At 66.9% G+C, this 12,201-nt stretch carries 13 protein-coding genes and 1 pseudogene; 7 read left to right on the forward strand and 7 right to left on the reverse strand.

The genetic code is table 11. The annotated features are described in order from the left end of the window. Positions 1-34: 34 nt before the first annotated feature. Genes J2X98_RS12135 through J2X98_RS12150 form a run of 4 tightly spaced genes read right to left on the reverse strand, consistent with a single transcriptional unit; the run spans position 35 to position 3,492 of the window. The gene (locus J2X98_RS12135; protein WP_307308374.1) at positions 35-1,246 is read right to left on the reverse strand and encodes an AMP-binding protein; all 1,212 of its coding nucleotides are present in this window, start codon (positions 1,244-1,246) and stop codon (positions 35-37) included. Between the two features lie 12 nt (positions 1,247-1,258). Then, positions 1,259-2,212, reverse strand: a complete 954-nt coding sequence (locus J2X98_RS12140; RefSeq protein WP_141940268.1) for a 1,4-dihydroxy-2-naphthoyl-CoA synthase — start codon at positions 2,210-2,212, stop codon at positions 1,259-1,261. Positions 2,213-2,234: 22 nt separating this feature from the next. Next, positions 2,235-2,675: a VOC family protein gene (locus tag J2X98_RS12145; protein ID WP_307308380.1), complete on the reverse strand. Its 441-nt coding sequence runs from the start codon at positions 2,673-2,675 to the stop codon at positions 2,235-2,237. 55 nt (positions 2,676-2,730) lie between these two features. Next, a complete protein-coding gene (locus J2X98_RS12150; protein WP_307308383.1) occupies positions 2,731-3,492 on the reverse strand; it encodes a CPBP family intramembrane glutamic endopeptidase in 762 nt (253 codons plus the stop codon). A 208-nt stretch (positions 3,493-3,700) separates the two neighbouring features. Here J2X98_RS12150 and J2X98_RS12155 point away from each other — a divergent pair, with 208 nt between their 5' ends. Beyond that, entirely contained in the window at positions 3,701-5,161 is a 1,461-nt protein-coding gene (locus tag J2X98_RS12155) for an amino acid permease (protein WP_141940271.1), read from the forward strand. Positions 5,162-5,264: 103 nt separating this feature from the next. On the opposite strand, the gene J2X98_RS12160 is transcribed toward J2X98_RS12155, so the two are convergent. Then, a complete protein-coding gene (locus J2X98_RS12160) occupies positions 5,265-5,999 on the reverse strand; it encodes a dienelactone hydrolase family protein (RefSeq protein WP_141940272.1) in 735 nt (244 codons plus the stop codon). A gap of 99 nt (positions 6,000-6,098) precedes the next feature. Between J2X98_RS12160 and J2X98_RS12165 the strand changes: the two genes are divergently transcribed. Next, positions 6,099-7,169: a DNA polymerase IV gene (locus J2X98_RS12165; protein WP_444964468.1), complete on the forward strand. Its 1,071-nt coding sequence runs from the start codon at positions 6,099-6,101 to the stop codon at positions 7,167-7,169. A gap of 90 nt (positions 7,170-7,259) precedes the next feature. On the opposite strand, the gene J2X98_RS12170 is transcribed toward J2X98_RS12165, so the two are convergent. Beyond that, a complete protein-coding gene (locus J2X98_RS12170) occupies positions 7,260-7,436 on the reverse strand; it encodes a CsbD family protein (protein WP_307308389.1) in 177 nt (58 codons plus the stop codon). A 129-nt stretch (positions 7,437-7,565) separates the two neighbouring features. Here J2X98_RS12170 and J2X98_RS12175 point away from each other — a divergent pair, with 129 nt between their 5' ends. The 4 genes from J2X98_RS12175 to J2X98_RS12190 all read left to right on the forward strand — a co-directional run bounded on the left by J2X98_RS12175 (position 7,566) and on the right by J2X98_RS12190 (position 11,265). Beyond that, a complete protein-coding gene (locus tag J2X98_RS12175) occupies positions 7,566-8,240 on the forward strand; it encodes a pentapeptide repeat-containing protein (protein WP_307308392.1) in 675 nt (224 codons plus the stop codon). Between the two features lie 118 nt (positions 8,241-8,358). Beyond that, positions 8,359-9,585: a thiolase family protein gene (locus J2X98_RS12180; RefSeq protein ID WP_307308395.1), complete on the forward strand. Its 1,227-nt coding sequence runs from the start codon at positions 8,359-8,361 to the stop codon at positions 9,583-9,585. Next, entirely contained in the window at positions 9,585-10,388 is an 804-nt protein-coding gene (locus J2X98_RS12185; RefSeq protein ID WP_307308397.1) for an enoyl-CoA hydratase/isomerase family protein, read from the forward strand. The genes J2X98_RS12180 and J2X98_RS12185 overlap by 1 nt, the downstream gene beginning before the upstream one ends. A gap of 4 nt (positions 10,389-10,392) precedes the next feature. Next, a complete protein-coding gene (locus tag J2X98_RS12190) occupies positions 10,393-11,265 on the forward strand; it encodes a 3-hydroxyacyl-CoA dehydrogenase family protein (protein ID WP_307308400.1) in 873 nt (290 codons plus the stop codon). A 9-nt stretch (positions 11,266-11,274) separates the two neighbouring features. Here J2X98_RS12190 and J2X98_RS12195 read toward each other — a convergent pair whose 3' ends face one another. Continuing rightward, a complete protein-coding gene (locus J2X98_RS12195) occupies positions 11,275-11,508 on the reverse strand; it encodes a DUF6480 family protein (RefSeq protein WP_141940277.1) in 234 nt (77 codons plus the stop codon). 72 nt (positions 11,509-11,580) lie between these two features. Here J2X98_RS12195 and J2X98_RS12200 point away from each other — a divergent pair. After that, positions 11,581-12,201 (forward strand): annotated as a pseudogene (locus J2X98_RS12200) (GNAT family N-acetyltransferase).

The following is a 12,201-nucleotide window of genomic DNA, read 5'->3' on the forward strand; positions in this document are numbered from 1 at the left end:
CGTGCGCACCCGCCGCGGTGGTGCAGGTCCAACTCTACTTTCCCCCGTGCAGGGCGCTGAGTTGTGCGGTCATGGCGAGCCGGTCCGGTTTCCCGTTGGGCAGCATCAGCAGTTCCGGTGCGGCGAGGACCGTCTTGGGCGCCAGGACACCCAGTTGGGTCTGCCACTGCCGTTGAAGGGCGACGGCGGCGTCACCGCCCTCGGGCCCGGCTGCACCTTCCCGGCCGTCCCCGCCGGCGGGGACGATGGCCACGTAGGCCGCCACGGCCTGGCCCCACTCCGTGGACGGAACCCCTGCCACGAAAGCGGCCGCGACGCCGTCGGACTGTTCCAGCTGCTCCTGGACGTGCCCTGCGGAAACCTTCACGCCTCCGGTGATGATCACGTCGTCGGCGCGTCCCAGCACGGTGAGCCGGCCGTCGTCGTCGATGGAGCCGAGGTCGCTGGTGCGGTACCAGCGCACGCCGTCCTCCTCGAAGAACGTGCCGGTTTCCTCGTCGGGGGCCTCGATGTAGCCGGCGGCCACCGTGTCCCCGCCCAGGAGGATACGGCCGTCCGGATCCACGCGGACCGAGACGCCTTCCAGCGGGTAGCCGTCATAAACGCAGCCACCGGAGGTCTCCGCGGAGCCGTAGGTGGTGATGACCCGGACGCCGGCGTCCCGGGCGGCTGCCAGCAGGGCCGGCGATGCAGGCGCGCCACCCAGCAGGACGGCGTTGAACCGCCGGAGCACTGCTAGCGTTTCCGGCGAGGGATTGTCCAGGAGGCGCTGCAACTGCGTGGGAACCAGCGAGGTGAAGCGGATCTTGTCCGTCAGCTCCAGCGCGGCTGCGGTGAAGGCCTCCGGGGTGAAGCCGCCGGACATGTCCATGACCCAGGGCCGGGTGCCGGCGAACAGGGAGCGGACCAGCACCTGGATGCCGGCGACGAACTGGACGGGCAGCGCCAGCAGCCACTGGCCCTCGCCCTTGAGCCGCAGGGCTGTGGCCATCGAGGAGGCCGCCAGGGATTCCACGGTCAGCAGCGTTGCCTTAGGGGTGCCGGTGGATCCGGACGTGCGCACCACGGCCACGGCATCATCGCACCCGGGCGTCTCCACGTGCCCCACGACGAGCCCGCCGTCCGGGCCCACGGAGAGTTCGACGGCGGGACCCTCGCCATGGAGGGCGGCCGCGAGGGCCTTCAGGGCCAGTTCGATGTTGAGGGGTCCGCCGTGGGCGGAAGGGGTGGAGGTTTCGCTGTTCATTGCCGTCCTGCCTCAGAAGTAGTGCGGGAAGCGTGACCAGTCGGGGTCGCGTTTTTGCAGGAAGGCCTCCTTGCCCTCCACAGCCTCATCCGTCATATACGCCAGGCGGGTGGCTTCGCCGGCGAACACCTGCTGGCCGGCCAGGCCGTCATCGGCAAGGTTGAAGGCGAACTTAAGCATCCGGATGGCCTGCGGCGATTGCCGGGCGATGTCCGCTGCGTATTCCAGGGCCACTTCCTCCAGGCGCCCGTGGTCCACGGCCTCATTCACCGCACCCATCCGGACCATGTCCTCAGCGGAATATTCACGGGCCAGGAAGAAGATCTCGCGGGCGGTCTTTTGCCCCACCTGCCGGGCCAGCAGCGCGGAGCCGTAGCCGGCGTCGAAGCTTCCCACGGTGGCGTCCGTCTGCTTGAACTTGCCGTGCTGCCGCGACGCGATGGTGAGGTCGGAGACGACGTGCAGGGAGTGGCCGCCGCCGGCTGCCCAGCCGTTGACGACGGCGATGACCACCTTGGGCATGGTGCGCATCAGCCGCTGGACCTCCAGGATGTGCAGCCTGCCGGCCCGGGCGGGGTCGATGGTTTCCTGGGTCTCGCCGTCGGCGTAGCGGTAGCCGTCCCGGCCGCGGATCCGCTGGTCGCCACCGGAGCAGAAGGAGTGGCCACCGTCCTTAGGGGAGGGGCCGTTGCCGGTGAGCAGCACCGTGGCGACGTCCGGCGTCATGCGGGCATGGTCCATGGCGCGGTAGAGCTCATCCACGGTCCCCGGCCTGAACGCGTTCCGGACCTCAGGCCGGTTGAAGGCAATCCTGACCGTGGGCAGGTCACGCACCCAGCCGCCGTCGGAATCCCGCTCCACCTGGCGGTGGTAGGTCATGTCCTGGAAGTCCTCGAAACCGGACACCACCCGCCAGCGCAAGGGATCGAAGACATCGGACACCGGGGCTGGGATCTGGTTGCTCACCGTCCAAGTCTAGTAATCGGCGTCAGCTGATGCAGAACTCGTTGCCCTCGGGGTCCGCCATGGTGTGCCAGGAATGCGGGCCCTGCCGCGCCGACCAGAGAAAGGAAGCGCCCCGGGCCTCCAGTTCCCGCCGCACCTCGTCCTTATCCCGGCCGTCCAGCCGGACGTCCCAGTGCACGCGGTTCTTTACGGTCTTCTCCTCGGGTGCGGTCTGGAACAGGATGCGCCGGGCGGGGGCCTTGGTGTCAATTTCCTCCGGCGGCCGGATGGCGGCACCGTCCTTCCACACCAGGTTTCCGCGGTGCGTCATGGTCTGGTCCACGGTGGCATAGCCCTGCCCGATCATGGAGCGGATGAATCCGGCATCCTGGGGTTCCACGGCCCACTGCAGTGTTTCCGCCCACCAGTCGGCGAGTTCATGCGGCCTGGCGGAATCGACAACGATCTGGATATTCAGTCCCATCCGTCCACCGTAGAGGCGGGTGCTGCGTTGCGGAAGATCCTCCGTGCAGGAGGCCCTAAGCCTGGACGTTCTGCATTTGGTTGAAGACTTCCGGCGGGATGGCATAGACCAGGATCAAGGCCAGCAGGTTCTTTGCTGCATGCACAAAGTAGGAGAACATCACGTTCCTCCCGGTCCACATATAGACGAAGACCAGCGTGGCGCCCATGGCCAGGTAGGGGAGCAGCGCGGTAAGGGTCACCGCCTCCTGCCCCACGATGTGGAGAGCAGCGAACAGCACCACGGACAGGATGCAGCAGATCCAGATGTTGACCCGCCTGCCCAGCTTGCCGATCAGCAGGTGGCGGAAGATGTATTCCTCCACGAAAGGGCCCGCCACCACCAGCAGCGGAACCATCAGCCAGGCCGGGACCTGCTGCATCAGCGCCTGCAGTCCAGCTTGGTTCCGGGACGTTTCCACCTGCCCGTACGCGGCCACCACCACGGCGGTGAGGATCATCATGGCAATCACGGCCGCGGGGACCATCAGCAGCGTGAACCAGGGGCGGGTGGCCAGTACCTTGAGGTCGCGCACCACCACTTTGCGGGCCGCCACCAGCGCCAGCATTCCCACCGAGGCGTAGAAGAGCAGGTTCACGGCGTACGACGCTGCCGCGGGGGACGGGGCAATCTGCCGGAGCAGCGGGGCCACCAGGCCACCGGCTGCGGCGAAGAAGCCCGCGATGGCAACGTAGAGGCACAACGTGGCCAGGTCCATGGAGGAGAACCGGTACAGCTGGGGCTGCGGAGCGGGCGGTAAGCGGTGGGCTGTTGCCATACCCCCAGCCTATCGCCGGGCGCGGCGCGTGTTGTGCGCGTCACGTACCACCCCGGACTGTCTTGTAGGATGGTCAGGTCGCGTGAAGCTTCGGCAGTTCGCCGGATCGCCCTCACATTCGCAGGTCGAAAGGCCTTCAAGCCGAATTTTGTGAGCTCGATCATACGAAGACCGGATGCGGCCAACCCCCAACCCACAAGGAACAGTTGTGCCTCAAAGTACCCCCACAGACCTAATGAACAGCACGGCGCCATCCTCCGCCGTCGACTCCTCCCTCAGCGCCGAGGGCTACAGCAAGACCCTGGGCCGGCGCCACGTCACCATGATCGCCATGGGCGGCGCCATCGGCGTGGGCCTCTTCATGGGAGCCGGCGGACGCCTGGCCTCCACCGGACCGGCCCTGATCTTCTCCTACGCCATCGCCGGCGTGATCGCCTACCTGCTCATGCGGGCCCTGGGCGAACTCATCATGTACCGCCAGACCTCCGGCTCCCTGGTGAGCTACGCCGGCGAGATGTTCGGCAAAAAGGGCGCCTACATGTCCGGCTGGATGTACTTCATTAACTGGGGCATGACCGGCATCGCCGAGCTCATCGCGATCGGCCTGTACTTCCAGTTCTTCTTCCCCAACGTCCCCGTGGAAGCCTCGGCAATCGCCGCGCTGGCGCTCCTCGTGGCAGTGAACCTGCTCAGCGTCAAGGCCTTCGGCGAATTCGAGTTCTGGGCATCCTGCCTGAAGGTCGGCGCCATCCTGATCTTCCTGGTGGTGGGCACGTTCATGGTGGTCACCAACGCCCAGGTGGGTGACGGGCACGCCTCGGTCAACAACCTCTTCGCCGCCGAGGGCGGAATGTTCCCCAAGGGCGCGCTGGTGATGGTCCTGGTCCTGAACGCCGTGATCTTCGCCTACAACGGCATCGAGCTGGTCGGCGTCACTGCCGGCGAGATGGAAAAGCCGGAACGCGAAGTGCCCAAAGCGATCCGCGCCGTCGTCCTCCGTATCGTGGTGTTCTACGTAGGGTCCGTCCTGCTGCTGGCCATGCTGCTGCCATCCGACCAGTACAAGGCCGGCACCTCCCCCTTCGTCACCGTGTTTGGCCAGATGGGCCTGGGCTGGGTGGGCGATGTCATGAACATGATCGTCATCACCGCCGCCCTGTCCTCGTGCAACTCCGGCCTGTACTCCATCGGCCGTGTGTTCCGCACCATGGCCAACAACGGCCACGCCCCGCAGTGGCTCACCAGGATGTCCAGGCGGCACGTGCCCTACGCGGCCATCCTGGCCATCGCCGCTTTCTATCTGGTGGGCATCCTGCTGAACATCTGGCTGGGTGGCTCGCACGCGTTCGACCTCGCACTGAACACCGCCTCGATTGGTGTGATCTTCTGCTGGGGCTCCATCTTCGCCAGCCAAATTGTGCTGCGCCGGCGCAAGGGCATCACCTCCACCCTGCCCATGCCTGGTTCGCCGTGGACCAGCTGGGCCGGACTGCTGGGCCTCCTGGCGATCACCGTGCTCATCGGCTTCGACACCATGACCAGCAAGGACGGTGAAGTGTTCTACCTGGGCCTTTGGACCCTGGGGACCATCCCGTTCTTTGCCGTCCTCCTGTGGCTCGGCTGGCAGAAGGTCAAGAACAACCAGCCCAGGAACTCCCTGTTCACCTAAGCCTTCCCGGCCTTTCTGAAGATCGTTCGACGGCGGGCGTCCCCTTGGGTGGGGGCGCCCGCCGTCGGCGTTTCCTCCTTGGCGTCAGGGCGCGCCCAGGCCGTCAGGTAGTGGAGTCTTTCAGGTACCGGGCGAAGTAGTCCTCGATCCGCTGCCATGCTTCGGGGGCGGAGTCCGGGTCCGGCCCCACGCCCATGACGCGCATGAGCGGCCGCAGGAACCTGGGGCCTTCTTCCGCGTCATTCAGGAAGGCATGGCCAGCCCCCGGGAATTCCTTGACACTGTGCTCGATTCCCAGCCGCTCCAGGGCCGATTCGAGCCGGCTGCCGGCCCCCTTCAGGGGCTTGTCCGCGCCGCCGTAGTTGGCCACGATGGGGCAGGCGCCGCGGAGGGCATCGTCCAGGTTGCCGGGAAGGCGGCCGTAGTTCACGGAGGCCACGTCAAAACCGTCCCTGGCCACCAGCAACGCGAAGCCGCCGCCCATGCAGAAGCCGATCACACCCGTCTTTCCGGTGGACTGCGGGGACGCCGCCAGCCACTTCCGGGCCGTCGCGATATCCGTGAAAGCCCGGCCGGTGCCGGCGGTCATGCTGCGCATGGTGCTGACCAGGCAGCGGCGTGCCCCGCCCTCGCTGAACAGGTCCACCGCCAACGTCAGGTAGCCCGCCCGGGCCAGCCTGTCCGCGTGCCTGCGGGTCTGGTCGGTCAGCCCGAAGGCCTCGTGGATCATCACGACGCCGGGAAAAGGACCCTGGCCCTGCGGTGTGGCGAGGTAGCCGCGCAGGGAAGGGGAGCCGCCGGCGGCGCTGCTTTCGGTGCTGAGGTCAACGTAGGCCATGGCTAAGGCTAACCGGGCAGCGGACGGAAACGGTGTGGATTTCTGGAGCGGGCCTCCGGAGGCTGGTGCACTGCCCGGGGCCCGGGCAGACTGGGGCTTGTGAGCGAACCATGGGTGCTGCATGTGGACCTGGACCAGTTCATCGCTGCCGTTGAAGTGCTTCGCCGGCCGGAGCTCGCCGGAAAGCCCGTGATTGTGGGTGGCCGCGGGGACCCCACCGAACGTGCCGTGGTGTCCACCGCGTCCTATGAAGCAAGGGCTTACGGCGTGGGTTCAGGGATGCCGCTGCGCGTCGCCGCCCGGAAAGTGCCGGACGCGGTCATCCTGCCCGTGGACCAGGAAGCCTACTTCGAAGCGTCCGAAAAGGTCATGGCTGTCCTGCGCTCCCAGCCGGGAACCACGGTCCAGGTACTTGGCTGGGACGAGGCATTCGTCGGCGTCCGGACCGCTGATCCAGAAGCCGTTGCCCGGCAGCTGCAGCAGGCCGTCCTGGCCGAAACCCGCCTGCACTGCAGCATCGGGATCGGGGACACCCTGCTCCGGGCCAAGGTGGCCACCACCTTCGGCAAACCTGCGGGCGTCTTTCGGCTCACGGCGGCGAATTGGCTGGACGTGATGGGAAGCCGCCCCACCATCGAACTCTGGGGCGTGGGAAAGGCGGTGTCGCGGCGGCTCGCCGCCCTGGGCATCAGGACTGTTGCCGAGCTCGCGGCGGCCAACCCCGGGGACCTGGTCCCTGAGTTCGGCCCAAAGATGGGACCGTGGTACGCCCAGCTGGGACGCGGCGACGGTGCGCGCGTGGTTGACGACACTCCCTGGGTGGCCCGGGGGCACAGCCGCGAGACCACCTTCCAGCGCGATCTGACCGACGGCGCCCACATTGAGGACGCCGTCCGTGAGCTGGCGGCGCGGGTGATGGAGGACGTCGCGGCTGAGGGAAGGCCCGTCATTGGCCTGACGCTGAAGGTGCGCTACGCCCCGTTCACCACCAAGACCTACGCGCGGAAAATCGCGGGGACGTCGGATCCCGCAGAAGTGCTGTCAAGAACGCTTGAACTGTTGGCCAGGATCGAGCCCGGGCAGCCCATCCGGCTGCTGGGGCTCCGGGCCGAGATGACCATGCCCGAAGATTCCCGAAAAGGGCACACCCCCACCCGCAGCGGGTGGTGAGTGGGCACGAAACGGCGGCAGATCCGTTGGGATCCGCCGCCGTTTGGGGTTGGTGCAGCACGCCGTTCGCCGCGGCTGCGCCGGCAACAGCTAGTCGCGCTTGAACTCGTCCTTCACGCTTTCGCCCACCTTCTTGGCGTCCGCCTTGACCTGGTCGGCCTGGCCTTCCGCCTTCAGGCGGTCGTTGTCGGTTGCGTTGCCTGCAGCTTCCTTGGCCTTGCCGCCAAGGTCTTTTGCCGCGTTACTGATCTTGTCTCCGAGGCCCATGGTTCCGGCCTCCTTTCGTTTCCTTCGATCAACCGTGCTCTTTCACGGTAAACAAAGCCTACTTACTATTTCAAGCCCCGGCCAGCGGCCGGGCGTTCCGCGCTCAGCCCCGGCGATAGGCTCAGGTACATGGACAAAGCGCGCAGCAAGGCCCCGGGCAAGGTGAGCCCGCCCCGGCTTTCCAGGATTCAGCTGCAGGATCCCGAAGACCTGCCGGACCCGGCCTTCCATCCCGGCGTTCGGTATGAAAATGTCCGGTTCAGCCGTCCGGCCATGGATGGACTGGACCTGGCGGATGCCTTTTTTGCCGAGTGCCGCTTCGATGCCGCTTCCTTCAACGAGGCCCAACTCCGCGGCGCCTCGTTTCGGGACTGCCTCCTGGCGGAGGCGTACGCGCCGGTCTTCCACGCTGCCCGCACTGCCTGGCGCGAGGTGGAGTTCCGTAATCCGCGCCTGGGCTCCGCCGAGCTGTACGAGAGCGGGTGGCAGTCTGTCCGGATCGACGGCGGGAAGGTTGACTACCTGAACCTGCGGGGCGCCAAGCTTACCGACGTGCTGATCAGCGGCTGCATCATCAACGAACTGGACCTCGGAGCCGCGGCCGCAACCAGGGTGAAACTGGAGGACTGCACGGTGGGATCCCTGGACCTGGGCGGCGCCAAGCTGAAGGACTTCGACCTGCGGGGGACCGAATTCCGGAGGATCAGCGGACTCGGCAGCCTTTCGGGACTTGTGATCGACGACTACCAGCTGGGCCTGCTCGCACCGCTCATCGCCGCACATCTGGGGGTGACGGTCCTGTAACCGGATGCGCGCCGTGAGCCTGCCGTGTACCATTTACAGAACGAACGGTCGGTAAGTGGGGGATTCCTCTGCATCGGCCGCCGATGACAATGCTGTTTATCGCGTGAAGGGTGTTTCCATGGCTGCTTCTGCAGGTCCGCAGGCTTTCCTTGTAGGCGGGGTCCGAACGCCCGTGGGCAGGTACGGCGGCGCGCTGTCGTCAGTCCGGCCTGACGATCTTGCGGCCCTGGTGGTCCGGGAGGCCGTGGAACGCGCCGGCCTGGATCCGGAGAGCATCGACGAAGTCATCCTGGGCAACGCCAACGGCGCCGGCGAGGAGAACCGGAACGTGGCCAGGATGGCCACCCTGCTGGCCGGTCTGCCGCTCCACATCCCCGGCATCACCGTCAACCGGCTCTGCGCGTCCGGCCTCAGCGCCATCATCCAGGCCAGCCACATGATCAAGGCCGGGGCCGCGGACATCGTGATCGCCGGCGGCGTGGAGTCCATGAGCCGGGCACCCTGGGTCCAGGAAAAGCCAACCGCGGCGTTCGCCAAGCCCGGCCAGATCTTCGACACCTCCATCGGCTGGCGCTTCACCAACCCCCACTTCCAGCACGGTTCCCTGGCCCGGGACGGCAAGATGACATACTCCATGCCGGAGACTGCGGAGGAAGTGGCGCGTGTGGACAACATCTCCCGCGAGGACGCTGACGCGTTCGCCGTCCGCTCCCACCAGCTGGCCCTGGACGCCATCGAGGCCGGCCGGTTCAAGGACGAAATCGTGCCTGTTACCGTCAAGACCCGCAAGTCCGAAACCGTGGTGGACACTGACGAGGGCCCCCGCCCCGGCACCAGTCTGGACGTGCTGGCCAACCTGAAGCCGGTGGCGCACGGGGGGTCGGTGGTCACCGCGGGTAACTCATCCTCCCTGAACGACGGCGCCTCCGCCATCATCATCGCCTCGGAAGCGGCGGTCGAGCGGCTGGGCCTGACCCCGCGCGCCCGGATCATCGATGGCGCCTCAGCGGGCTGCGAACCCGAGATCATGGGCATCGGCCCGGTCCCCGCCACCCAGAAAGTGCTCAAGCGGAGCGGCTTGAGCGTGGGTGACCTGTCCGCCGTCGAACTTAACGAGGCCTTCGCCACGCAGTCCCTCGCGTGCATCCGGCGCCTGGGCCTGGAACCGGAGATCGTCAACCGCGACGGCGGTGCCATCGCTTTGGGACACCCGCTGGGTTCCAGCGGCTCACGGATTGCCATCACCCTGCTGGGGCGGATGGAGCGCGAAGACGCCAAGATCGGCCTGGCAACGATGTGCGTGGGCGTCGGCCAGGGTACCGCCATGCTGCTGGAGAAAATCTGATGGCCGCCACCGTGGACCTGGGAAAGGAAAAGTTCTCAGCGCTCCTTGTCGACGAGAAGGACGACCGGGTGGTGGTGCTGCTCAACCGGCCCGAGGTGAAGAACGCCATCGACCAGCAGATGGTGGACGAACTGCACACCGTCTGCGCCGCGCTGGAACAGAATCCCAAAGTGCTGATCATCGCCGGCGTGGACGGAGTCTTCGCTTCGGGAGCCGACATCGCCCAGCTGCGCGAACGCCGGCGGGACGACGCCCTGCAGGGAATCAACTCCACCATCTTCGTCCGGATCGCCAAACTGCCCATGCCGGTCATTGCCGCGCTGGACGGCTACTGCCTGGGCGGCGGTGCCGAGCTCGCGTACGCTGCCGACTTCCGGATCGGGACACCCAACGTTCGGATCGGCAACCCGGAAACGGGGCTGGGAATCCTGGCCGCCGCCGGTGCCAGCTGGCGGCTCAGGGAACTCGTGGGCGAACCGCTGGCCAAGCAGATCCTGCTGGCCGGGCTGGTCCTCGGTGCGGACGAGGCCAAAGCCGCCAACCTCATCACCGAAATCCACGACCCCGCCGAGCTGCTGGATGCGGCGCACAGCCTGGCCAACAGGATCGGGCGCCAGGACCCGCTGGCCGTCCGCATCACCAAGTCGGTGTTCCACGCACCTGCCGAAGCACATCCGCTCATCGACCAGCTGGCCCAGGGCATCCTCTTCGAATCCCAGGCCAAGTTCGACCGCATGCAGGCGTTCCTGGACCGCAACGCGGCCAGGAAGGCCAACGCCGCCAACCCTGCCGACGGAAAGTAGACCCATGAGTGATCCATCAGTGAACCCCGCCCTGCCCACCCTCGTCGGAGTCCTGGGCGGTGGCCGCATGGGGGCCGGGATTGCCCACGCCTTCCTGATCAAGGGCGCAGACGTCCTGGTGGTGGAGCGCGACGACGTCTCCGCGGAGGCTGCCCGGGAGCGGGTGGAATCGGCTGCTGCGAAGAGCATCGAGCGCGGGGCCGTGGACGCCAACTTCGAGGAACTCACGTCCCGCCTGGCCGTCAGCACCGACTACGACGACTTCACAGGCCGCCAGCTGGTGGTGGAAGCCGTCCCGGAAGACTGGGACCTCAAAGTCACGGCACTGCGGGGCATCGAGGAACGGCTGGCAGAGGACGCGTACGTGGCGTCGAATACGTCGTCGCTGTCCGTCAACGGCCTGGCCCGCGAGCTGAAACGGCCGGAGAACTTCCTGGGCCTGCACTTCTTCAACCCCGTGCCCGCCTCCACGCTCATCGAGGTGGTGCTGGGGGAGCGCACGTCTCCCGGACTTGCCGCCGCAGCAAAATCCTGGGTGGAGGCGCTTGGCAAAACCGCCGTCGTCGTCAATGATGCCCCGGGCTTCGCGTCCTCACGCCTGGGCGTGGCCATCGCGCTGGAAGCCATGCGGATGGTGGAGGAAGGCGTGGCCTCTGCCGAGGACATCGACAACGCCATGGTGCTGGGCTACAAACACCCCACTGGGCCGCTCAGGACCACGGATATCGTGGGGCTTGATGTCCGCCTGGGCATTGCCGAATACCTGCACTCCACCCTTGGCGACCGGTTTGCGCCCCCGCAGATCCTTAGGGACAAGGTGGCCCGCGGCGAACTCGGACGCAAAACCGGGAAGGGCTTCTTCGACTGGCCCAGCTAGGGGCACTCCTTAGCCGAAGAAGTGCAGAATGTAGCCGATGAAGTACAGGAGGCACAGCAGGACAACGACCCCGATAATGCCGATCCACAGGAACTGCGTGCCCTTCCTGGTGCCGTGCTCCTCGTGACCCTGCGGGCCGGCAGTCGATGCTTCGCCCGGCGGGGTTTCGCCGGGCGGAACTCCGCCGCCGGGCTCCAGGCCGGTGATTTTGTCGTCCTCGGGATCCGGGTTGGGTCCTGACACAATAACTCCCTCGCTCGAGGTCGCGGTGCTTCCCCAGCCTAACCGCCCCCTGGGTGGGCCTAGGCTGGTGCGGTGACTTTCCTTGAACCCCTTACCCTCACCGGCCGCTACGTAATCCTGGAGCCGTTGGCGGAGGAGCACCACGACGGTTTGGTGGAAGCCGCCCGGGACGGCGGGCTGTGGAAGCTCTGGTACACGTCGGTGCCCGCGCCCGGCGCGATGGCGGCGGAAATCCGGCGCCGTCTTGCCCTCCAGGAGCAGGGATCCATGCTTCCGTTCACCACCCGGCTCATCGATGGAGCCACGGGCGGCCCGGGGCGCATCATCGGCATGACCGCCTAGATGAACATCGACGCCGCCACACCCCGCGTGGAGATCGGCTCCACCTGGAATGCAGCGTCAGCGCAGGGGACCGGCACCAACCCGGACTCCAAGCTCCTGCTGCTCCGCCACGCCTTCGAAACCATCGGCTGTCCAGCAGTGGAATTCCGTACGCACTGGCTCAACCACCAGTCGCGGGAGGCAATTGCCCGGCTGGGCGCCAAGCAGGACGGCGTGCTTCGGAGCCACTCACGCACCAGCGACGGGAACCTCCGGGACACCGTGGTGTTCTCCATCCTGGACCACGAATGGCCCGCTGTCCGCGCCGGCCTTGAGTACCGCCTGGACCGGCGGGGACAGGGGCCGCGCTGA

The sequence above is a fragment of the Pseudarthrobacter enclensis genome (genome assembly GCF_030811655.1).
Classification (GTDB): Bacteria; Actinomycetota; Actinomycetes; order Actinomycetales; family Micrococcaceae; genus Arthrobacter; species Arthrobacter enclensis_A.

Coding starts and splice junctions, on each gene's coding strand:
- J2X98_RS12135 (WP_307308374.1), bottom strand. CDS start 1,246: ATGAACAGCGAAACCTCCACCCCTTCCGCCCACGGCGGACCCCTCAAC.
- J2X98_RS12145 (WP_307308380.1), bottom strand. CDS start 2,675: ATGGGACTGAATATCCAGATCGTTGTCGATTCCGCCAGGCCGCATGAA.
- J2X98_RS12150 (WP_307308383.1), bottom strand. CDS start 3,492: ATGGCAACAGCCCACCGCTTACCGCCCGCTCCGCAGCCCCAGCTGTAC.
- J2X98_RS12160 (WP_141940272.1), bottom strand. CDS start 5,999: ATGGCCTACGTTGACCTCAGCACCGAAAGCAGCGCCGCCGGCGGCTCC.
- J2X98_RS12170 (WP_307308389.1), bottom strand. CDS start 7,436: ATGGGCCTCGGAGACAAGATCAGTAACGCGGCAAAAGACCTTGGCGGC.
- J2X98_RS12175 (WP_307308392.1), top strand. CDS start 7,566: ATGGACAAAGCGCGCAGCAAGGCCCCGGGCAAGGTGAGCCCGCCCCGG.
- J2X98_RS12180 (WP_307308395.1), top strand. CDS start 8,359: ATGGCTGCTTCTGCAGGTCCGCAGGCTTTCCTTGTAGGCGGGGTCCGA.
- J2X98_RS12185 (WP_307308397.1), top strand. CDS start 9,585: ATGGCCGCCACCGTGGACCTGGGAAAGGAAAAGTTCTCAGCGCTCCTT.
- J2X98_RS12190 (WP_307308400.1), top strand. CDS start 10,393: ATGAGTGATCCATCAGTGAACCCCGCCCTGCCCACCCTCGTCGGAGTC.